Here is a 21,074-nt window from a genome sequence, read left to right on the forward strand (position 1 = left end):
CGCCGCCCGCAGAACACCGCGCCACCCGAAAACGCTGCGCCGCCCGCAGAACACCGCGCCACCCGAAAACACCGCGCCGCCCGCAGAACACCGCGCCGCCCGAAAACGCCGCGCCGCCCGCAGAACACCGCGCCACCCGAAAACGCTGCGCCGCCCGCAGAACACCGCGCCACCCGAAAACACCGCGCCGCCCGCAGAACACCGCGTCACCCGCCCACCCCGCGAAAGGCCGCGGCACCCCGCGCACGCCGCGGAAAAGCCGCGAAGCCCTGGAAACCGTGAAGCCGTGAAGGAGAAACGCCCGTGAACGCCACCGGAGCATGGGACCGCCTGGAGCCGAAGCTCGCCGCAACGAACGCCCGGGTGGCCGCACTGGAGTCCGACCCCTCCCGGCGCAACAGCTTCGTCGCCTACACCATGGAACGCGACAGCGCCTACTGCGACCTCGACGGCGAACGCCTGCTCATGATGTCCGGCTACAGCTACCTCGGCCTGGCCGGCGACGAGCGCGTGGTCGCCGCCGCCAAGGCCGCCGTCGACGTCTACGGCACCGGCAACCACGGCGTGCGCGCCCTGGCCGGCACCATCCCGCTGCACGAGGAACTGGAAGCCGAGGTCGCCCGCTTCGCCCAGCGCGAGCGCGCCCTGGTCTTCGGCTCCGGCTACGCCGCCAACGTCGGCACCGTCGGCGCCCTGGTCGGCCAGGGCGACACCGTCCTGATCGACAAGTACGACCACGCCTCCATCGTCGACGGCTGCCGCCTGTCCGGCGCCACCGTCACCCGCTTCCGCCACAACGACGTCGACCACCTGGAGCGCCGCCTCAAGGCCGCCTCCCCCACCGGCGTGCGCCTGGTCATCGTCGACAGCGTCTACTCCATGGACGGCGACATCGCCCCGCTGCCCGAACTGCGCGAGGTCTGCGACCGCTACGACGCCCTGCTCATGGTCGACGAGGCCCACGCCCTGGGCGTCATCGGCGCCACCGGCGGCGGCATCGAGGAGCACTTCGACCACAAGGTCCGCGTCGACGTCAAGCTCGGCACCCTCTCCAAGGCCATCCCCTCCATGGGCGGCTGGATCGCCGGCAGCCACGACCTCATCGGCCACCTGCGCTACGCCGCCCGCCCGTTCCTGTTCTCCGCCGCCCTGGGCCCCGCCCAGACCGGCGCCGCACTGGAGTCCCTGCGGATCCTGCGCCGCGAACCCGAACGCGTCACCCACACCCAGGTCCAGGCCCAGCGCCTGCGCACCCGCCTCAACGACGCCGGCATCTCCACCATGGACTCCACCACCGCCGTGCTGCCCGTCATCGCCGGCAGCGACGACGCCGCCTACGACTACGCCACCGCCTGCCGCAAGGCCGGCGTGATCGGCCTGCCCGTCGTCACCCCCGCCGTGCCCAACGACCTGGCCCGCCTGCGCATCGCGGTCACCGCCCGCCACACCGCGGCCGACATCGACTTCGCCGCCGACGCGTTCCTGACCGCCGCCGCCCAGACCGGCCTGATCTGAGACCCGGCCCGCCCCCGGCCCGGAGAGGAGAGGAAGCCATGGCCCCGCACACCCGCCCGCCGATCGCCGTCACCGGCCTCGGCGTGGTCAGCCCCGCCGGCCACACCGTCCAGGAGTTCTGGCACACCGTCGCCTCCGGGCGCTCCACCGCCACCACCCTGAGCGACCCGGCCCTGGCCCGCCACCGGGTCCGCCTGGGCTGCCCCGTGGCCCCGCTGCCCGCCGACGGACCGGTCCCCGCCAAGGACGCCCGCCGCCTCGACCCGTTCGCCCACTACGCCACCCTGGCCGCCCTCGCCGCCCACCACGACGCCGGCAGCCCCGAACCCGGCCCCGGGCGCAGCGCGATCGTCGTCGGCAACGCCGTCGGCGGACGCACCACCAGCGACCGCGAATCGGCCCTGTACACCGAGCACGGGCCGCTGCGGGTCTCCCCGCTGATGCCCCTGGTCACCATGCCCAACGCCGCCGCCGCACAGATCGCCATGCGCCTGCAGTGGAGCGGACCGGCCCTGACCATCGCCACCACCTGCGCCTCCAGCGCCGACGCCATCGGCCACGCCGCCCTGCTGCTGGAGAGCGGACGCGCGGACGTCGTCGTCGCCGGCGGCTGCGAGGCCACCCTCACCCCGGTCACCCTCGCCGCGTTCGGCAACCTCGGCGCGCACTCCCTGCGCAACGACGACCCCGCCCGCGCCTCGCGTCCCTTCGACACCGACCGCGACGGCTTCGTCATGGGCGAGGGCGCCGGCTTCCTCGTCCTGGAACGCCTGGACGACGCCCGCGCCCGCGCCCGCACCCCCTACGCGCTGCTCGCCGGGTACGGCTCCAGCTCGGACGCCTACCACCTGTCCAACCCGCGCCCCGACGGCGCCGGCGCCGTCGCCGCGATGCGCGCCGCCCTGGCCGACGCCGGCCTGAGCCCCGCCGACATCGCCCACGTCAACGCCCACGGCACCTCCACCGTGCACAACGACCGCGCCGAAGCCGCCGCCCTGGCCACCGTGTTCGGCCCCCACGGCGTGCCGGTCACCTCCACCAAGGGCGCCATCGGCCACCTGATCGGCGCCGCCGGCGCCGTCGAGCTGATCGCCGCCATCGAGGCCATGAACACCCGCACCGTCCCTCCCACCGCCAACCACGAGAAGACCGAAGAGGGCCTGGACCTCGACGTCGTCCACACCGCCGCCCGCCCCATCCCAAGCGGCGCCGCGCTGTCCAACTCGTTCGGCTTCGGCGGCCACAACTCGACCCTGGTGGTGACCCCGCTATGACCACGACCTCCCCCTACCTCCGGCGCACCCGGCTGACCGTCACCGACCGCGACCTGGCCGCCTACCGCGCCGCCGCCCGCACCGGCCTGCCCGCCGCCGCCACCGCGGGCGCCAGCCCCGCGCACCCCTTCGTCGCCGCCCACGCCCTGGCCCAGCACACCGTCACCGCCCTGACCGCCGGCGACGACGGCTTCACCGGCGTGGTCCACCTCGCCCAGGAGATCCACACCCACACCCCCCCGACCCCGGGCGACCTCGACGTCACCGTCGAGGTCACCGCCGCCCGCCGCGAGGCCCGCGGCACCCGCCTGGCCCTCACCACCCGCCTCACCGACACCACCACCGCCCGCCCGGTCGCCGACCTGCACACCTCCGCCCTCCTGGTCGGCGCCACCGGCACCGAACCCCACGGCACCCTGGCCCCCGCCGCCCACCCCGGCACCACCCCCGACGGCCCACCGCTCACCCTCACCCACACCCTGAGCACCGCCGACACCACCGCCTACGCCCACGCCTCCGGCGACCTCAACCCGATCCACCTCGACGACGACGCCGCCCGCGCAGCCGGCTTCCCCGCCACCATCGCCCACGGCATGCACCTGCTCGCCCTGGCCGCCGAGGAGATCACCGACCGCCACGCCGCCGGCGACCCCGCCCGCATCGCCGCCCTCGGCGCCCGCTTCGCCGCCCCCACCCGCCCCGGCACCGAGCTGCGCCTGACCCTGCAGCCCCACGACGCGGGCACGGTGGTGCGCTTCACCGTCGCCACCGACGCGGGCACCGCCGTCAAGGCCGGCTGGGCGCGGATCGCCCCGGCGGGGGAGTGAACCCGATGACCACCACCCCCACCACCACCCCCGCCGCGACCCCCGCCCCCGCCGCCGGGACCGGTGCGGGCGCCGCGGCGGCCCCGGCGCCGCTGCCGCTGCCCGACGCGTTCACCGCCCACGCCCGCACCCACCCGCACGCCCCCGCCCTGCTGTGGCACGAACGCACCGTCACCTACGGCGAGCTCGCCGCCCTCGCCGACGCCGAACGCGCGCGCCTGAGCGCCCTGGACCTCGCCCCGGGCGAACCGGTGGGCCTGCTCGCCGTCAAGTCACCCGAGGCGATCGCCCTGGTCCTGGCCTGCCTCACCGAACGCCGCCCCTTCCTGCTGCCCTCCCCGCAGCTCGCCCCGGCCCTGCTGGCCGCCCTGTTCGCCCAGGCCGGCGCCCGCCGCCTGCTCGCCCCCCTCGGCCAGGACGCCCCCGCCCTGCCCGCCCTCGCCCGCCCCGCCCCGGTGCCCACCCTGGCGGCCGGCACCTCGTTCATGCTCACCACCTCCGGCTCCACCGACCTGCCCAAGATCGTCCCCCTCGCACAGAGCGCCGTCGACCGCTTCACCGCCTGGGCCCACGACACCTTCGACCTCGGCCCCGGCCGCGTCGTCGCCAACTACGCGCCGCTCAACTTCGACCTCGCCCTGCTCGACGTGTGGGCCACCCTCGCCGCCGGCGGCACCTGCCTGCTCATCGACCCCGCCCACGCCCTCAACGCCCGCCACCTGCTCACCCAGCTCACCCGCCACCGCCCGCACGTCCTGCAGGCCGTCCCCCTCGCCTACGCCCTGCTCGTCCAGGCCGCCGGCACCACCGTCCTGGACAGCGTCGAACACGCCGCGTTCACCGGCGACGCCATCGACGCCCGCACCCTGGCCGCCCTGCCCGCCCTGCTGCCCGCAGCCCGCCTCTACAACATCTACGGCTGCACCGAGACCAACGACAGCTTCCTGCACCGCCTGGACCGCCTGGACGCCGCCGCCGCCCTGCCCGTGCCCATCGGCGCGCCCCTGCCCGGCGTGCGCACCCTCATCGCCACCCCCGACGGCACCCCCGTCGAAGGCCCCGGCAGCGGCGAACTCTACGTCTCCACCCCCTTCCAGGCCGCCGGCTACCTCGACCGCTCCCGCGACACCGGCCGCTTCACCACCCAGCCCGAAGGCGCCGGCCCCGGACGGCGCTGGTTCCGCACCGGCGACCTCGTCACCCGCGACGACACCGGCCGCGTCCACCTCACCGGCCGCTCCGACTTCCAGGTCAAGGTCCGCGGCGTCGCCGTCAACACCGCCGAAGTCGAACGCGTCCTGCTCGCCCACCCCGAGGTCCTCGAAGCCGCCGTCGCCGCCGCGAGCGACCCGCTCACCGGCAAACGCCTGCACGCCGCCGTCCGGCGCACCCCCGGCTCCGCCCTCAACACCCTCACCCTGCGCGAACACCTCGCCCGCAACCTGCCGCGCGCCGCCGTCCCCGAGAAACTCGCCATCCACGACGAGCCCCTCGCCAAGACCGCCACCGGCAAGGTCGACCGCAAGGCCGTCCTCCCCACCCCCTGACCACCACCCCCCCTTTCCCAACCGAATCCGAACCCACTACCGACACAAGGGAGTTGCCGCCATGAGCAACATCACCCAGATCAAGCGCTTCCTCATCGAGGAATTCCTGCCCGACGTCACCCCCGACCAGCTCGCCGACGACCACGACCTCCTCTCCGACGGCGTCATCGACAGCCTCGGCGTCCTCAAACTCATCGCCTGGGTCGAGGACCACTTCAACCTGCCCGTCGACGACACCGACCTGGACCCCAACAACTTCCGCTCCGTCACCGCCATCGACGCCTTCATCACCGAGCGCCGCACCGCGGCCACCGCCACGGTCGGCGGCTGACCCATGCACCCGGCCCTCACCGCACTCCTCGCCGGCCGCCCGGTCCCCCTGGACGCCTGGCGCTCGTGGTGGGACCAGCTGGAGCAACGCACCCTGGGCCCGGCCCGCGACAGCGACCGGGCCCAGGCGGCGGCCCTGCTGGCCAGCCTCACCACCCGCCTGCCCGACCCCGCCACCCTCGCCGCCCTCACCACCTCCCTCACCGAACGCGCCCCCGACCCCGGCCCCGCCCACCCGGCCAGCGTCAACATCGTCGGCACCGGCGGCGGACCCGCCACCTTCAACCTCTCCACCGCCGCCGCCCTCACCGCCGCCGCCATCGGCATCCCCGTCGTCAAGACCGGCTCCCGCGCCTACACCAGCGCCGCCGGCTCCGTCGACCTCCTCGAACGCCTCGGCATCACCCTCACCTCCGGCCACACCGCCACCGCCGACCACCTCGCCCGCCACGGCATCGCCTTCGCCGGCCCCCACGTCTACCCCCCGGCCCTCACCCGCCTGGCCCGCGTCCTCTACCCCCTCACCCTCAAACCCTTCGGCGCCTTCCTCAACACCCTCGGCCCCCTGCTCGCCACCGTCCCCGTCACCGCCCAGCTCACCGGCGCCTCCGCCGCCGCCCCCCTGGACGCCCTGCGCCACCTCGCCCCCCGCGTGCACGGACGCACCGTGTGGCTGGCCCACAACGACGCCGGCGCCGACGAACTCCTGCCCTTCACCGACAACACCCTCCACACCCCCGACGGCGCCATCCACCTGCCCGCCGGCTCCGTCGCCCCCGCCACCGGCACCCTCGCCGACCTCGCACCCCACCCCGACGACCTCACCGGCCACTTCCTGCGCGCCCTGGCCGGACAGGCCGGCGACACCGCCACCCACACCATCGCGCTCAACGCCGCCGCCCTCGCCCTCGCCTCCGGCCGCCACACCCGCTGGCACACCGCCTACACCACCGCCCTGGACGCCCTCACCGACGGCGCCCCCCGCTCCCTCGCCGAACGCCTCGGCGCCCGCCCCCGGGAGGCAGCAGGTGTCTGACCCCCTCTTCCCCCCGGGCGCCCCCGGACTCGCGGTCTTCCTCAACGCCGGCGACCCCGCCGGCCGCCTGGCCGACCTCGCCCACCTCCTCGACACCCAGCACGTGGACGTCCTCGAACTCGCCGTCCCCTTCCCCGACTCACCCACCGACGGCCCCGTCATCCGCCGCTCCGCCGCCCGCGCCCTCGACGCCGGCACCACCCTGGACACCGTCCTCGCCGAACTCGCCGACCTCACACCGAAACTGACCCACCTCAAGGTCGTCCTGCTCGCCGACTGGAGCCACAGCCTGCGCCACCGCGACCCCGCCGCCACCGCACGCGCCGTCGCCGACGCCGGAGCCCGCGCCCTGCTCGTCCACGCCCTGCCCCCCCGCGCACGCCCCGCCTGGCAGCACGCCCTGCGCGACGAAGGCCTCCCCCAGGTCACCACCTGCTACCCCACCTCCACCCCCGAGGTCCTCACCGCCGCCGCCCACGGCGCAGCAGGCGCCTACGTCTACCTCGTCGCCCACTACGGCCGCTCCGGCACCACCCCCACAGGCGGCCACCGCGCACTCGCCGACACCGTCACCGCGCTGCGCACCGCCGCCCCCACGACCCCCGTCGCCGTCGGCTTCGGCGTCCGGACCGCCGCCGACCTGGCCGCCGTCGCCGACAGCGGCGCCGACGCGGCGATCATCGGCTCCGCCGCCGTCGCCCGCCTCGAACACGCCCGCACCGAAGGCCTCGACCCCGTCGAGGAACTGCGCGCCTACCTCACCGACCTCCGCCCCACCCGTCCCCCACACCCGGACGCACCCGGCGGACGCACCACCGCCGGCACCGCCGGCACCACCCGCACCGCCAGCACTGCCGGCACTGCCAGTGCTGCCACCCTCACCCCCGCCAGCACCACCACCCGAGAGGACCACACCGCATGCTGATCCGCGACATCGCCGACGTGAAGACCGTCGAGTGGGGCAACGGCCTGTCCCGCCGCTTCCTGGTGGCCGGCGACGGCCTCGGCTACAGCCTCACCGACACCATCGTCAACGCCGGCACCAAGTCCCGCCTGGAGTACCGCAACCACCTCGAGGCCTGCTACTGCATCGCCGGCTCCGGCGAGGTCATCGACATGGACGGCACCTCCCACCCCATCACCCCCGGGCGCCTCTACGCCCTCGACCAGCACGACGCCCACTACCTCGTCGCCGGCCCCGACGAGGACCTGCGCCTGGTCTGCGTCTTCTCCCCGGCCCTGCGCGGCGACGAGGTCCACCAGCTCGACGCGCACTCCTCCTCCGCCTACTAAAGGCCCCCGCGGCCCCCGGGGCCCGTCCCCCCGACCCCCTGCCGCCGCCCCACGGGGCGAGACCGGGGGCCGACGACGGGCCCGGGCGAGACCTTCTGTTCAGACGAGCGCCGGCGACCCAACGCCGGCCTGCCACCCCGGGCCCCACACCGGCGGGCCCGGGAGGAAGGCGGCAACACCGTGATCCGCTGGAACGCCGACCAGACGGCCCTGCGCGAAGGCCTGGCCCGCTTCGGCGACGACCTGAGCGCCGGCCACATCGAAGGCGACGAACAGGCCGCCTTCTCCCACGACAAGTGGCGCCTGATCCAGAAGACCGGCATCCTCTCCCTGCCCTTCGACGAACGCTACGGCGGCCTCGGCCAGTCCCTGCTCACCACCATGTACGTCCTCGAAGGCCTCGGACAGACCTGCCGCGACGGCGGCCTCAACTTCTCCGTCACCACCTCCATCGCCTCCACCGGCGTCCCCCTGCAGGCCTTCGGCTCACCCGCCCTCAAAGAGACCTACCTGCCCCGCATCGCCTCCGGCGACGCCATCGGCGCCCACGCCATCACCGAGTCCGAAGGCGGCTCCGACGCCATGCAGATGCGCACCCGCGCGGTGCGCGACGGCGACGACTTCATCCTCACCGGCGCCAAGACCTTCGTCTCCAACGGCCCCGTCGCCGACGTCATCGTCGTCTACGCCCGCACCCACCCCCAGGGCGGCGCACTGGGCGTCACCGCCTTCCTCCTCGACGCCGACATGCCCGGCCTGACCACCGGCAACCCCATCAAGAAGATGGGACTGCGCACCTCCCCGCTGTCCGAACTCTTCCTCGACGGCGTGCGCGTGCCCAAGAACCGCGTCCTGGGCCGCGTCGGCGGCGGCTTCATGGTCCTCGACCACGTCATGAAACGCGAGATCCTCTACTCCTTCATCGTCAACACCGGCGAGATGCAGCACCGACTGGCCCGCTGCCTGGACTACGCCAAGACCCGCGTCTCCTTCGGCAAACCCATCGGCTCCTACCAGTCCGTCGCCAACAAGATCGTCGACACCAAGATCCGCCTAGAGACCGCCCGCAAGTGGCTCTACGACACCGCCCAGCGCCTCGAAGCCGGCGACAACGTCACCGTCGACATGGCCATCGCCAAACTCCTCACCAGCGAATCCAACCTCGCCACCTCCCTCGCCGCCGTCCAGGTCTTCGGCGGCAACGGCTACATGTCCGAATACGGACTGGAGAAGGACGTGCGCAACGCCGTCGCCGGCACCATCTACTCCGGCAGCAACGAGATCCAGTACAACCGCATCGCCGCCATGCTCGGACTGGGCAAATGACCGCCCCCGCCCTCGCCCCGGCCCCCGTGCGCCCCGGCCACCTCAAGGTCTGCGGCGCCCGCACCCGCGCCGACCTCACCCTGCTCGCCGACACCGGCCCCACCCTCGTCGGCCTGTGGCACGGCGTCCCCGGCGGCCCCGCCGACCTCGACCCCGACCACCTCGCCGACCTCGCCGCCACCGCCATCCGCCTGGGCCTCGAACCCGTCCTCGTCACCTTCCTCGACGACGCCGACCACCTCGCCCGCCTCGCCCGCGCCACCGGCATCCGCTGGATCCAGCTCCACGCCTACCAGAGCCCCGCCCTCGTCGCCGACCTGCGCGAACGACTGCCCTACGCCGTCCTCGTCAAAGTCCTCCACATCTCCCGCGGACGCTGCCTCGAACGCGCCTTCACCCGCGCCTTCGAACGCGCCGGATGCGACCTGTTCCTCCTCGACACCGTCACCGACGACGGCCGCGTCGGCTCCACCGGCCAGGCCCTGGACCCCGACCACGTCCACGCCCTGCTGCCCCGCCTCACCATCCCCTTCCTCCTCGCCGGCGGCCTCAACACCGCCAACCGCGCCACCTACCGCACCGTCACCGACCACCCCCTCTACGCCGGCGCCGACATCGACACCGCCGCCCGCGACCGCACCGGCCGCTTCACCCACGACGCCGTCACCGCCCTCACCCGCGCCTGGCACCCGCGCCTCCAGGAGGCCGCCGTATGAACGAGCGAAGCGAGACCACCACCGCAACGCCCGCCCGCAACCGGGCCGGCACGAGCTTCGCCGACGCCCTCCTCGCCGCCCGCCGCCCCCTCGTCATGGAAGTCAAACTCCGCGACCCCCACGGCAACGACCTCCTCGGCGAACGCACCGTCACCGACCTCGTCACCCGCTACGAACAGGCCGGCGCCCCCTGCCTGTCCGTCGTCACCGGCCGCTGGTTCGGCGGCACCACCCGCCTCCTGCGCGACGTCACCGCCGCCACCACCCTGCCCGTCCTCCAGAAGGACTTCCTCACCCGCCCCGCCCAACTCGAAGCCGCCCACGCCATGGGCGCCTCCGCCGTCCTGCTCACCGCCGCCCTCCTGCCCGCCACCTCCCTCACCCGCCTGATCACCCACGCCCTCGGCCTCGGCCTCACCCCCTTCGTCGAAATCACCGACGAACGCGAACTCGACGCCCTGCCCCGCCCCCAGGACTGCGTCATCGCCGTCAACAACAAGGACATCCGCACCCGCGAACGCGACCCCGGCGACCTCCGACGCAGCCTGCGCCTGCTGCCCGCCGTCCGCGCCGCCGGCTGCCGCGCCCCCGTCTCCGCCTCCGCCATCACCGACCCCCACACCGCCGCCCGCCTCCTGGACGCCGGCTACGCAGGACTCCTCGTCGGCACCGCCCTCATGCGCACCACCGACATCGACACCTGGCTCACCACCCTCGACACCGCCCGCACCGGCGTCGCCGCATGACCACCACCCGCACCGGAGCCGCCGCATGACCACCACCCCGCTGCGCACCCGCACCCGCTCCCTCGTCCTGGACGCCGACGGCATCCCCATCTCCGCCCTCGTCGCCGAACCCGAACACGGCGACCCCAAAGCCGTCATCCTCGCCATCCACGGCCGCGGCATGCGCGCCGCCTACTTCGACGGCCCCGCCCACCCCGACACCAGCCTGCTCACCCTCGCCGCCGACCTCGGCTACACCGTGCTGGCCGTCGACCGCCCCGGCCACGGCGCCTCCGCCCACCGCCTGCCCCACGGCCACCTCATCGCCGACCAGGCCACCACCCTGCACGCCGCCCTCACCGACTACGCCCGCGCCCACCCCGTCGGCGCCGGCGTCCAGCTCCTCGCCCACTCCTTCGGCGGCAAGATCGCCCTCCACCTCGCCGCCCACTGGCCCCACGACCCCCGCCTGCCCCTGCTCGGCGCCGACATCAACGGCCTCGCCCAGCACTACGCCCCCGGAGCCTGGGACCGCCCCGACGACCTCGCCGGCGGCGGCCGCCTCAACTGGGGCCCCCTCGGCCTCTACCCACCCGGCACCTTCCACGCCGCCCGCGCCCTGCTCACCCCCGTCCCCGCCCTCGAAGCCCGCGAACTCGCCACCTGGCCCGCCCGCTACGCCGCCCTCGCCGCCCGCGTCCGCGTCCCGGTGCGCCTGACCCTCGCCGAGCACGAACACTGGTGGCGCCTGGACACCGCCCACCGCACCGCGCTCACCGCCGCCTTCGCCCCCGGCCTGGCCCACCTGGTCACCGCCCACGGCGCCGGCCACAACCTCTCCCTCGGCCACGCCGCCCGCCCCTACCACCTGCGCGCCCTCGCCTTCACCGACGACTGCCGCACCCGCCCCACCACCGTGGCCACCGCCACCGCGCAGCCCGCACTGGCCGCCGCCCGCTGACCGGAACACCCGCCACACCGCACACGCCACCCGGCACAGGACGCCACAGCCCCCGCCGCCCCCGGGGCAGGGACGGCGGGGCCCCCTCGCCGTACGGACTCCCGCCCCGCGGACCCGCCCCCGCGCGCGGCACCGGCCCGCCCGGCGGCGAGCCGACGCCGGACCGAGGGCGGCGCGGGGGCGGGGCGACGGCGACGGCGACGGGCGGACGGGCGGACAGAACCCCGTTCCACCCGCCGCACAGCCCCGCACAGCCCCGGCCCCGACCCGCCCCCTGCGCCCCGTTCCGTCCGGTCGGCGCCGCACCGTCACCCCCTCGCGCCGCCGCCCGCAGCCCCCGGCCCGGCCCCGACCCGCGTGCCTCCCGGCCCGTCCACGCCCCGCTGCACCGTCACCCGCCGGCGCGCCGCCAGGGCACCAGCCGCCCATGCCGCCGCCGGCGCCCTCGCCCGCGGCCCCGGCCCGCCCCGCTGCACCGTCACCCGCCCCGTGCCGCCAGGGCACCCGCCGCCCATGCCGCCGCCGGCGCCCTCGCCCGCGGCCCCGCCCCCGCCGCGCCTTCCCCTCCCGGGGTGGGGGAGGTGTGCGCCGAGTGGATCCCACCGCTGGTGGGCGACCGCGCGCCACCACAGGCTGGGCCCCGGTGGTGCCCGTTCCGACCCTGCGACGGCGAACGGCGCCGCGCGGGGCCGTCCCGACCGGGCCGGCCGGGGGCGTGAGGAGACGGGATCACACGATGGAACAGGACACCGGCCCCGGCTGCCCGCAGCCCTCCCACGGCGGCGCCCCGCCCCGAAGACACCCGCGCACCCGCTGCGCCCGCCGGCGCTCCCGCTGCGCCCGCACCGCGACCGCGCTGGCCGCGGCCGCCGTGGCCCTCCTCGGCGCCCTCGCCCCCGCGCCGGTCCGCGCCACGGCCGCACCGGCCGGTGAGAACGGGTCGGGAACCCGGCCGCACTTCGCGCCGGGCCCCTGCCCGCAGACCCCCGAGCCGGTCCCCGGACACTGCGGCACGCTGGAGGTACCCGAGAACCGCGCCCACCCGCACGGACGGACCGTCCGCCTGGCCGTCGCGATCGTCCCGGCCGCCTCCGCGACGCCCGCCGCGGACCCGGTGGTGTTCATGGAAGGCGGCCCCGGCGGCGACGCCTTCGGCAACATCCCGTTCCTGACCGCCGCCGGCGTGAACCGCGACCACGACCTGATCGTCATGGCCCAGCGCGGAACCCTCCACTCCGAGCCGAACCTCGCCTGCCCGGAGATCGACCGCTTCTACGCCCAGGCCGTGGGACTGCCCCTCGACGCGCCCTCGACCGGAGAACTCCTGGTACGCGCGACCACGCAGTGCCGCGACCGGCTCAGAGCCGGCGGAACCGACCTGAGCGCCTACAACACCACCGAGAACGCCGCCGACTTCGCCGACCTGCGCACGGCCCTGCACATCGACCACTGGAACGTCTACGGCTACTCCTACGGCACCGACCTGGCCCTCACCCACCTGCGCCTGCACCCCCGGGGAATCCGCTCGGTGGCGATCGACTCGGTCGTACCCCCGCCCGTCGTGAACCTGCCGTGGACCTGGGACAGCTTCCGGGAGGGCATCGACGCGGTCTTCGCGGCGTGCGAGGCCCAGCCCGCCTGCAGGGACCGCTACCCCGACCTCCCGCAGACACTCACCCGACAGGTCCGGCGTCTGGAGGAACACCCCCTGACCCTGACCGCCCGGCCGCCGGGCGGCACGACCCCGGTCACGGTCGTCCTCGACGGCGGCGCACTGGTGGACCTGGTGGTCGCCAAGGCCGTCCCGTTCGCCGACCTCCCCGCGGCACTCGACGAACTCGCCCACGGGAACCCGCAGCGCTTCGCCCAGGCCCGCGCCGCCGGCGCGACCCAGGCCGTAGGCGAATTCGCCTACGGCCTCAAGGAGTCCGTGGCCTGCAGCGAGTGGGTGCCCGGCTACTCCCGCGCCGACCTGCTGGCGGCGGGGCGCCGCAACTTCCCCGGCTGGCCCGACACCGTCCTGGCCCAGGCACCACAACTGCCCTTCCAGTACGACGTGTGCCACATCTGGAACGTCCCCGACCGCACCGCCGTCCAGCGCGTGACCACCGTCAGCGACGTGCCGGCCCTCGTCCTGTCCGGAACCTTCGACTCCAAGACCGGCGCCGGCTGGGGCCGGTACGCCGCCCGCACACTGTCCCGCTCGACCGCCGTACTGATCCCGGGAATCGGCCACTGGGTGGTCCCCCAGTCGTCCTGCGCACAGAGCATCCTGGCCTCCTTCCTCGCCCACCCGACCGCACCCGACACCGCCTGCGCGGCCGACCTCGTGCCCGCCCCGTTCACCATCACCCCCGAAACGGAAACCGCGTGATGTCCATGCACCCGCCCCACCACCGCACCACGCCACGGCTGCGCACCGCACCACGGCTGCGCACCGTGCGACGGCTGCGCACCGCGTTGGCCGGGGCCGCGGCCGGGCTCCTCGTCGTCGGCCTCGCCGCGCTGCCCGCCCGGGCCGGGGCCGGCACCCCGGCGACCCCGGGCGCCCGCACGCCGCTGGGCACGCGCGCCCACACCACGGGCCGCGCCCACTTCGAGCCGGGCCCCTGCCCGCGCACGGCCGACCCCGCGCCCCCGATCGAGGGCGCCCGCTGCGGAACGCTCACCGTGCCCGAGAACCGCGCCCGGCACGACGGGCGCACGATCACCCTCGGAGTCGAGATCGTGCCGGCCGCCACCCCCCGGCCCGCGCCCGACCCGATCGTGTGGTTCGCCGGCGGCCCCGGCGACGACGCCGTCTCCGAGATCCAGCTGGCGCTGGGCGGCGGCCTCAACCGCGACCGGGACGTCATCTTCATGTCCCAGCGGGGCACCTACTCGGCCGACCCGGCACTGACCTGCCCCGACATCGACCAGTTCAACGCCGACGCCCTCGACCTCGTCTACGGCGCACCGTCCACCGGGCGCCTGCACGTGCGCCAGACCCGCGCCTGCCGGGACGCGCTGGCGGGCCGCGGGGCCGACCTCGCCGCCTACGACACCACGGAGAGCGCCGCCGACTACGCCGACCTGCGCGAAGCGCTGTGCATCGAGCAGTGGAACGTGTTCGGCATCTCCTACGGCACCGACCTGGCCCTGCTCTACCTGCGCGAGCACCCGCAGGGCATCCGGTCGGTCGGCATCGACGGCGTCCTGCCGCCGTCGCTGGCGAGCGGCGCCGTGACCTGGACGGCCGCACGGGAGGGCTTCGACGGCATCTTCCGGGCCTGCGCGCAGCAGAGCGCCTGCAACGACCGCTACCCGGACCTGAAGGCCGTCTTCGAACGCCTCGTCGGCGAACTCGAAGCCCGGCCGGTCACCACCACCGTCACCGTCCCGGGCCACCCGGACCCGGTGGAGGTGGTGCTGGACGGCGGCGTGCTGGTGAACTGGCTGACCTTCGCCAGCCACCTGGCGGCCGGCGTGCCCCGCTCCATCGACGAACTGGCCCACGGCAACCCGCAGCGCATCGCCGAGCAGTGGGCGGGCGGCAAACTCAGCCCGCAGGCCATCGGCCGGCTCTCCCACGGCCTCGCCTACGGCGTCTTCTGCCGCGAGTGGACACCGTTCGAGAGCGAGGAGGAGGTGACCGAGGCCGGGCGGCGCGCGTTCCCGTCGTTCCCCGACTCGGTGCTGGCCAACGCCCCCGGGCTCGCCTGGCTCCACGCGGACTGCCGCGCCTGGGACGTGCCCGCCGCACCGTCCTCGGTCCGGGACGTGACCCGCAGCGACATCCCCTCCCTCGTCCTGTCCGGCGGGTTCGACGCCCAGACCGCCCCGAGCAACGGCCCCTACGCCGCCCGCACCCTGAGCCGCTCCACCGAGGTCACGGTCCCCTACGTCGCCCACGTGGTCTTCGCCGACTCCCCGTGCGCGCAGTCGATCACCCGCTCGTTCTTCGACACCCCGACCGCCCCGGACACGGGCTGCCTCGCGGGCCTGCAGCCGCCCGAGTTCGAGATCGCCCCGTGACGCCGGACCCGGCCTCACGGTGAGGCCGGGTCCTTCGGGGGTGGGGGTCGGGCTGCGGCAGGGGGTGGGCGCCGGCGGGGCGGGCCGGCGGCGGTCCGCCCCGCCGGCGGTGTGTCAGAAGGGCTTGGTCGGCAGGTACTTGCCGTCCAGGGTGATGACGGCGCGCTCGCCGCCCTCGGGGTCGGCGACCTTCTTCACGTCGAGCCGGAAGTTGATCGCGGAGATGATGCCGTCGCCGAACTCCTCGTGGACCAGCGCCTTGAGGGTGGTGCCGTAGACCTGGAGCATCTCGTAGAAGCGGTAGATGGTCGGGTCGGTGGGGACGGCGCCGGGAATCGAGCCGCGGGTGGGGATGGTCTGCAGCAGCAGCGCCGCGTCCTCGTCCAGGCCCAGCAGGGCGGCGACGGCCTCGGCGGCCGGCTTCGGCAGCGGGTGCTGGCCGAGGACGGCGGCGGTGGTGAAGGCCACCGACAGGCCGGAGGCGTCGGCGATCTGCTGCCAGGACAGGTCCTTGCGCGTCTTGGCGTCGACGGCGGCGACGGCGAGGGCCTGGCGGGCGGCGGGGTCGAACTGGGCGTGCACCATGGCGGTACGTCCTTGTCTCTCGGTGAAGGGGGCAGGGGTGCGGGGGAGCGGGGACGGTCAGGCGGCGAGCGCGGGGCCGGCCGCGGTCAGCTCCTCGACGGCGCCGGTGGCGATGTCGAAGACCCAGCCGTGCAGGGCGACCTCGCCGCGCGCCAGGGCGCGGGCGACCGGGGGGTGGGTGGCCAGGTTCGCCAGCTGCGCGAGCACGTTGTGCCGCACCAGGTCCGCGACCTCGGCGCTGCCGACGTCGTCGCCGCCGGTGGCGCTGCGGGCCGAGGAGGCGTCCGCGTGCCGCAGCCAGGCCGCGACCGCCGGGGTGCCGGTGAGGTCGTGGCCCCGGGCCAGCGCGGTCATCGCCCCGCACGCGGAGTGCCCGCAGACCACGATGTCCCGCACGCCCAGCGCGGCGACGGCGTACTCGATGCTCGCCGCCACCCCGTCGGCCCCGGGGGTGTGGGCCGGCACGAGGTTGCCGGCGGTACGGATGACGAACAGCTCGCCCGGCTCGGCGCCGGTGATCAGCTCCGGGACGACCCGGGCGTCGGAGCAGCCGATGAACAGCGTGCGCGGCGCGTGGTGGCCGGCCAGGCGGGAGAACAGCTCCGCCCGGGCGGGGAAGACATCCTGCCGGAACCGGGTGACGCCCCGGGTGAGGTCGGTGAAGTCCTGCACGGGTCACTTCCTTCGGTGGTGGCCGGCCCCTGCGGGCTGGTGAGATCCACCATGCATGACCTGCTCCTATAGTGTCCAAGAGCCGTCAACCATGGAACCGATCGATACCATCTATAGTCGGGTTCATGGCCGCCCCCGAACTGCGTCACCTGCGCTACCTGCTCGCCGTCGCCGACCACGGCAACTTCACCCGCGCAGCCGAGGAACTGCACATCTCCCAGCCCACGCTCTCCCAGCAGATCAAACAGCTGGAGAAGACCCTGGACGTCCAGCTCCTCGACCGCACCGGGCGCACCGTCCGCCTCACCGACGCCGGCGCCGTCTACACCGACCACGCCCGGCGCGCCCTGCGCGACCTCGCCGCCGCCGAACGCGCCGTCCACGACGTCCAGGACCTCACCCGCGGCCGGCTGCGCCTGGCGGTCACCCCCACCTTCACCGCCTACCTCGTCGGCCCGCTCGCCGCCGAACTCCACACCCGCCACCCCGGCATCACCCTGACCGTGCGCGAGACCACCCAGGACCGCATCGAAACCGGCCTGCTCACCGACGAGTTCGACCTCGGCATCGCCTTCCGCGGCCCCCACCCGCCGGGCATCGACGCCACCGCCCTGTTCACCGAGACCCTCACCCTGGTCACCGCCACCCCCCACCCGGCCGCCGCCGGCCCGCTCCCCGTACGGGACCTCGCCGAGCGCCCGCTCGCCCTGCTCGGCGGCGACTTCGCCACCCGGGGCCACATCGACGCCTACCTCGCCCGGCACCGCGTCAGCCCGCGCATCGCCGTCGAGGCCACCTCCGTCCAGGCCCTCACCGAGATCGTCCGGCGCACCCCGCTCGCCACCGTCCTGCCCGACGCCGTCACCCACGACCGCCCCGGCCTCGCCACCGTCCCCCTCGACCCGCCCCCGCCCACCCGCACCGTCACCCTCCTGCGCCGCACCGACGCCTACCGCAGCGCCGCCGCCCGCGCCTTCACCGACCTCACCCACCACCTCGTCCGCACCCGCGGATACCCCCCGGCGCCCTGACCCTCCCCGCCGCCGGGAAACGGCCGGCGCGGGCAAAAGGTTCACCCGGAAGTCGGACAACTCCCTTGCGAGCAAGGAGAGATGCCTTTCACGGCGCGATCGGTCCGCATGCGGACCGATCGCGGGGCCAGAAGTTGATCAAGTGTCATCCGCTGCGCAAGGATGGGGGCCGAAGCCCGGCGCGAACGAGCGCCGGCCGTCCGTCACGGCCCGGCCGTCCCCCCCGCCCGCCCCGCCCCCGGAGGTATCCGTGAAGAAGACCACGACCGCGCTCGCCACCCTCGCCCTGGCCGCCACCGCCGTCCTGACCGCCACCCCCGCGCAGGCCGGCGACCTCCCCCTGGTCTGCACCAGCAAGCACGGCTTCGACAACGGCAGCTTCTACTGCGGCGGCGCCTACGGCGACGGCGAGAGCCTCTGGCCGCTGAACAGCGGCGACTGGGTGGACTTCGTGATCGGCCTCGACCACGCCGTCTGGTTCCGCACCACCAAGAGCGGCTGGAACTCGCTGGGCGGTTACTTCACCGGCAAGGTGACGTTCACCAAGAAGCTCAACGACCTCAACTTCACCATCAACGCCCTCGGTTCCGACGGCGTGACGACGTGGTCCCGCGACCGCACCCACAAGGGCTTCGTCACCGACTGGTACGTCAAGAGCTGAGACCCTGACGTCCTGCGGCCCTGCGGGCGGGCGGCGCCGGGACCGGAAATCCGGTCGGCGGCCGGCGCGCCTTCCTGGCAGTGTGGGGGCATGGCCACCTCCGACGACCAACAACTCAACGCGGCCCTGCGGGACGCCGACTCCCCGTCCTGGGCCGTGCGCGCCGCGGCCGGGCGCCGGCTCGCGGCCTCGGAGCGGATCGGCGAGGCGGCGGACGTCCTGCACCGCCTCCTCCTGGACACCCAGGACACCGCCGTCACCCAGGAGACCGCCGAGGCCCTCCTCGAACGCCGGGACACCGCCGGCCTGCGCTGCGTCCTGCTGGCCGTCAGCCGTGCGGCCGAGACGTGGACGGCGGACGAGATCTGGGCGGCCCTGGACTGCAACCCCGACTGGATGACGACCGAAGGCGCCGACGGGCTCATCGCGCGGCTGCACGCGCTGGCGGTGGACGAGGACGAGGGAGTCCGCGAGGAAGCCCGAGGGATCCTCGCCGGGCTCCGGCCGCGCGAGCAGTGGGCACGGGAACCGGAAACAGGTACCCAGTGACCGGACACACCGCCCGGAGCCCGGCAGCCCCGAGCGCCGCCGCCCGGGGAAGGGGCGGCGGCGCACAGGCGGCCTCAGATGGCGCCGAACCCGCCGGTCCGCACGGCGGTGACGAAGGACTGCCAGGCACGGGAGGGGGGTCTTGTGCTCGCGGAGATGGCAGAACCGGGGAGAAGCGGGGCGGGATGGACCGGGAGTCCGGTGGTCGGCCGAGGAAGGTGCTTTCGGAGGCCCAGGTGCGGTCCTTCGAGAGCCGGTACGGCGTGACCCTCCCCGAGGACTACCGAACGTTCCTGACGAGCGTCGGCGACGGCGGCCCGGGTCCCTACCACGGTATTTGGCGGCTGAGCAGGTCGTACGGACCCAGGGACGAGACCTGGTGGCCCGGGTACCTCGCCACGCCGTTCCCGTTCACGCGGGCGGTGGGCCCGGATGACCTCGGCGACGACTACGACGAGGACGGGCTCGTACCCGGTTCAATGATCATCTCGGACATGGGCTGCGGCGCGTTCGTACGGCTGGTGGTCACCGGAGCCGCCGGCGGCCAGGTCTGGTTCGACACCCTCGGGGTGGACGACAGGTTGACCCCTGGCCCGGCCTTCGGGGACTGGTACGGAGCGTGGGCCGCCGGCGGGCCCCAGGCCGATACGGCGTGAACGAATCACCGCTCAAGCCCCACCGGGTCGACGGAGGCGTTGCCGGTCATCGGCGGTTCCTCCTGATCGGCCGGGTGGAGCGGGAAGCCGGCAGGGCCGACTTCCCACGACGCTTCCCCGGGGCCAGAGTTACTACCCCTGAGTGCGCTGCGCGGGCGGCGGGAGGCCGGGCTCGTAGGAGGGGTGTGCCGAGAGGGCGCCGCCGCCCCGGGCCGGGTCGGCGGCGCCCAAACAACCTCAGGCGGTGCCGAATTCGCCGGTGCGGATGGCGGTGACGAAGGACTGCCAGGCGGAGGAGGGGAAGACAAGCGCCGGGCCGCTCGGGTCCTTGGAGTCACGGACCGGGACGATGCCGGTGAAGCCGTCTGCCACCTCGACGCACTGGCCACCGCTACCGCTGTACGTGCTCTTGCGCCAGGAAGCGTGGGTCAGGTTGACATCCATTCGAGGTCCCTCCGTACCGAGCGGATCATAGCTACTGAGTCGGCCTGATTCATGGCCTCGACCAGCAGCTGATCGTAGTCCCTGGCCAGGGACGAGATCGACTCGGTATCACGGTCCAGGTAGCCGCGTTGCTCGGTCTCGCAGTAAGCGAGCACCTTGCGTCCTGGCATCTCCAACATGGTCACTGCGCGCGTGAACGGTCGGCTCGCGCCGAGCGAGTACGGGGCAACCTGAATGAAGAAGCCTGGCTGGTCGGCCAGCCGTTCGAGGTGGAGCAGTTGCTCGACCATCACCTTTCGGTCGCCGATGGTCCTCCTGAGGCAGCATTCGTCCAACACTGCATGGACGACGGGTGAAGGCGTGCGGTGGAGGGTCTGCTGTCGTGTGAGGAGGTAGCTGATGCGCTCCTCGGCTTGTTCTGGTGTGGCAGTGCCGCGTTTGATGTTCCCCTGCTCCCAGGCCGTTGCGTAGGCCTTGGTTTGCAGAAGACCGTGAATGACGTTGATCTCGAAGAGCTTGATCTTCTCCGCGCTGTTCTCGTAGTTGGCGTACTCGGGGAAGCCTGGCACCAGCGCCGTGTGCTTGTGTTGCCACCACATCAGCATCAAAGTCCCGCCCGTTTCCAGGACTTCGTCGGCCTTGGTAGCAAACTTTTCACTCGGGGGACGGCGCGCAAGTTCGACGAACGAGACGTAGGACGCGCTGACCCCGCACTTGCGGGCGAGCTGGTGCTGCAGGAGACCCTTCGCCCTGCGTGAGTTGCGGAGTTGGACCGCGAAGGGGGCCCAGGGGCCGGATGCCGGGTCGATTTCCTTGATGTTCACCATGGCCGCTCCAAAACAACGTGCCCGCTGGGTCAAGTCGTTTGACGCTTCCGATGCTAGGTGACGCTGGGCCACGATGTGCACGGAA

Annotated in this window: 22 protein-coding genes and 1 pseudogene; 19 read left to right on the forward strand and 4 right to left on the reverse strand. The window is 74.2% G+C overall.

Annotated elements, in window-relative coordinates:
• From AB0D10_RS33400 to AB0D10_RS33470, 15 genes and pseudogenes are all read left to right on the forward strand, one after another.
• Nucleotides 1–290 (forward strand): annotated as a pseudogene (locus AB0D10_RS33400) (hypothetical protein); the annotation flags it as partial.
• Between the two features lie 13 nt (nucleotides 291–303).
• A complete protein-coding gene (locus AB0D10_RS33405; RefSeq protein WP_360262721.1) occupies nucleotides 304–1,515 on the forward strand; it encodes an aminotransferase class I/II-fold pyridoxal phosphate-dependent enzyme in 1,212 nt (403 codons plus the stop codon).
• Between the two features lie 38 nt (nucleotides 1,516–1,553).
• Nucleotides 1,554–2,789, forward strand: coding sequence for a beta-ketoacyl-[acyl-carrier-protein] synthase family protein (locus AB0D10_RS33410; protein ID WP_360262722.1), 1,236 nt, complete (start codon nucleotides 1,554–1,556; stop codon nucleotides 2,787–2,789).
• Nucleotides 2,786–3,616: a MaoC family dehydratase gene (locus AB0D10_RS33415; protein WP_360262723.1), complete on the forward strand. Its 831-nt coding sequence runs from the start codon at nucleotides 2,786–2,788 to the stop codon at nucleotides 3,614–3,616. The genes AB0D10_RS33410 and AB0D10_RS33415 overlap by 4 nt, the downstream gene beginning before the upstream one ends.
• 5 nt (nucleotides 3,617–3,621) lie before the next feature.
• Complete coding sequence (locus AB0D10_RS33420; protein ID WP_360262724.1) at nucleotides 3,622–5,163, forward strand: AMP-binding protein; 1,542 nt, start codon at nucleotides 3,622–3,624, stop codon at nucleotides 5,161–5,163.
• A gap of 61 nt (nucleotides 5,164–5,224) precedes the next feature.
• On the forward strand, nucleotides 5,225–5,494 hold the full coding sequence (locus AB0D10_RS33425) for a phosphopantetheine-binding protein (protein WP_360262725.1): 270 nt from the start codon (nucleotides 5,225–5,227) through the stop codon (nucleotides 5,492–5,494).
• A gap of 3 nt (nucleotides 5,495–5,497) precedes the next feature.
• The gene (locus AB0D10_RS33430; protein ID WP_360262726.1) at nucleotides 5,498–6,529 is read left to right on the forward strand and encodes a hypothetical protein; all 1,032 of its coding nucleotides are present in this window, start codon (nucleotides 5,498–5,500) and stop codon (nucleotides 6,527–6,529) included.
• Nucleotides 6,522–7,454: a tryptophan synthase subunit alpha gene (gene trpA, locus AB0D10_RS33435; RefSeq protein WP_360262727.1), complete on the forward strand. Its 933-nt coding sequence runs from the start codon at nucleotides 6,522–6,524 to the stop codon at nucleotides 7,452–7,454. Before AB0D10_RS33430 ends, trpA begins: the two co-directional genes overlap by 8 nt.
• Nucleotides 7,448–7,822 carry an ectoine synthase gene (locus AB0D10_RS33440; protein ID WP_360262728.1) on the forward strand — a complete coding sequence of 125 codons (375 nt, stop codon included), beginning with the start codon at nucleotides 7,448–7,450 and terminating at the stop codon, nucleotides 7,820–7,822. The genes trpA and AB0D10_RS33440 overlap by 7 nt, the downstream gene beginning before the upstream one ends.
• Before the next feature lie 180 nt (nucleotides 7,823–8,002).
• Nucleotides 8,003–9,148, forward strand: a complete 1,146-nt coding sequence (locus AB0D10_RS33445; protein WP_360262729.1) for an acyl-CoA dehydrogenase family protein — start codon at nucleotides 8,003–8,005, stop codon at nucleotides 9,146–9,148.
• Nucleotides 9,145–9,864, forward strand: a complete 720-nt coding sequence (locus AB0D10_RS33450) for an N-(5'-phosphoribosyl)anthranilate isomerase (protein WP_360262730.1) — start codon at nucleotides 9,145–9,147, stop codon at nucleotides 9,862–9,864. The genes AB0D10_RS33445 and AB0D10_RS33450 overlap by 4 nt, the downstream gene beginning before the upstream one ends.
• Nucleotides 9,861–10,610: an indole-3-glycerol-phosphate synthase gene (locus tag AB0D10_RS33455; protein ID WP_360262731.1), complete on the forward strand. Its 750-nt coding sequence runs from the start codon at nucleotides 9,861–9,863 to the stop codon at nucleotides 10,608–10,610. Before AB0D10_RS33450 ends, AB0D10_RS33455 begins: the two co-directional genes overlap by 4 nt.
• A 25-nt stretch (nucleotides 10,611–10,635) precedes the next feature.
• Nucleotides 10,636–11,550: an alpha/beta fold hydrolase gene (locus AB0D10_RS33460; protein ID WP_360262732.1), complete on the forward strand. Its 915-nt coding sequence runs from the start codon at nucleotides 10,636–10,638 to the stop codon at nucleotides 11,548–11,550.
• 736 nt (nucleotides 11,551–12,286) lie between these two features.
• Nucleotides 12,287–13,924 (forward strand): alpha/beta hydrolase, encoded by a 1,638-nt coding sequence (locus tag AB0D10_RS33465; protein WP_360262733.1) that lies wholly within the window; start codon nucleotides 12,287–12,289, stop codon nucleotides 13,922–13,924.
• Between the two features lie 5 nt (nucleotides 13,925–13,929).
• Nucleotides 13,930–15,564, forward strand: a complete 1,635-nt coding sequence (locus AB0D10_RS33470; RefSeq protein ID WP_360262783.1) for an alpha/beta fold hydrolase — start codon at nucleotides 13,930–13,932, stop codon at nucleotides 15,562–15,564.
• 114 nt (nucleotides 15,565–15,678) lie between these two features.
• Here the strand turns inward: AB0D10_RS33470 and cynS are convergent, their stop codons facing one another.
• On the reverse strand, nucleotides 15,679–16,149 hold the full coding sequence (gene cynS, locus AB0D10_RS33475) for a cyanase (RefSeq protein ID WP_360262734.1): 471 nt from the start codon (nucleotides 16,147–16,149) through the stop codon (nucleotides 15,679–15,681).
• A gap of 57 nt (nucleotides 16,150–16,206) precedes the next feature.
• Nucleotides 16,207–16,821 (reverse strand): carbonic anhydrase, encoded by a 615-nt coding sequence (locus AB0D10_RS33480; RefSeq protein ID WP_360262735.1) that lies wholly within the window; start codon nucleotides 16,819–16,821, stop codon nucleotides 16,207–16,209.
• A 125-nt stretch (nucleotides 16,822–16,946) separates the two neighbouring features.
• Here AB0D10_RS33480 and cynR point away from each other — a divergent pair, with 125 nt between their 5' ends.
• From cynR to AB0D10_RS33500, 4 genes are all read left to right on the forward strand, one after another.
• Nucleotides 16,947–17,852 carry a transcriptional regulator CynR gene (cynR, locus tag AB0D10_RS33485; protein ID WP_360262736.1) on the forward strand — a complete coding sequence of 302 codons (906 nt, stop codon included), beginning with the start codon at nucleotides 16,947–16,949 and terminating at the stop codon, nucleotides 17,850–17,852.
• A gap of 250 nt (nucleotides 17,853–18,102) precedes the next feature.
• Nucleotides 18,103–18,513 (forward strand): hypothetical protein, encoded by a 411-nt coding sequence (locus tag AB0D10_RS33490; protein WP_360262737.1) that lies wholly within the window; start codon nucleotides 18,103–18,105, stop codon nucleotides 18,511–18,513.
• Between the two features lie 90 nt (nucleotides 18,514–18,603).
• A complete protein-coding gene (locus tag AB0D10_RS33495; protein WP_360262738.1) occupies nucleotides 18,604–19,062 on the forward strand; it encodes a hypothetical protein in 459 nt (152 codons plus the stop codon).
• Nucleotides 19,063–19,247: 185 nt separating this feature from the next.
• Entirely contained in the window at nucleotides 19,248–19,718 is a 471-nt protein-coding gene (locus AB0D10_RS33500) for an SMI1/KNR4 family protein (RefSeq protein ID WP_360262739.1), read from the forward strand.
• A 237-nt stretch (nucleotides 19,719–19,955) separates the two neighbouring features.
• Here AB0D10_RS33500 and AB0D10_RS33505 read toward each other — a convergent pair whose 3' ends face one another.
• Together AB0D10_RS33505 and AB0D10_RS33510 are read right to left on the reverse strand one after the other, a co-directional pair.
• Nucleotides 19,956–20,162 (reverse strand): DUF397 domain-containing protein, encoded by a 207-nt coding sequence (locus AB0D10_RS33505; protein WP_360262740.1) that lies wholly within the window; start codon nucleotides 20,160–20,162, stop codon nucleotides 19,956–19,958.
• A complete protein-coding gene (locus tag AB0D10_RS33510) occupies nucleotides 20,147–20,989 on the reverse strand; it encodes a helix-turn-helix transcriptional regulator (protein WP_360262741.1) in 843 nt (280 codons plus the stop codon). The genes AB0D10_RS33505 and AB0D10_RS33510 overlap by 16 nt, the downstream gene beginning before the upstream one ends.
• Nucleotides 20,990–21,074 lie beyond the last annotated feature (85 nt).

Source organism: Kitasatospora sp. NPDC048545, assembly GCF_040651155.1.
Taxonomy (GTDB): Bacteria; Actinomycetota; Actinomycetes; order Streptomycetales; family Streptomycetaceae; genus Kitasatospora.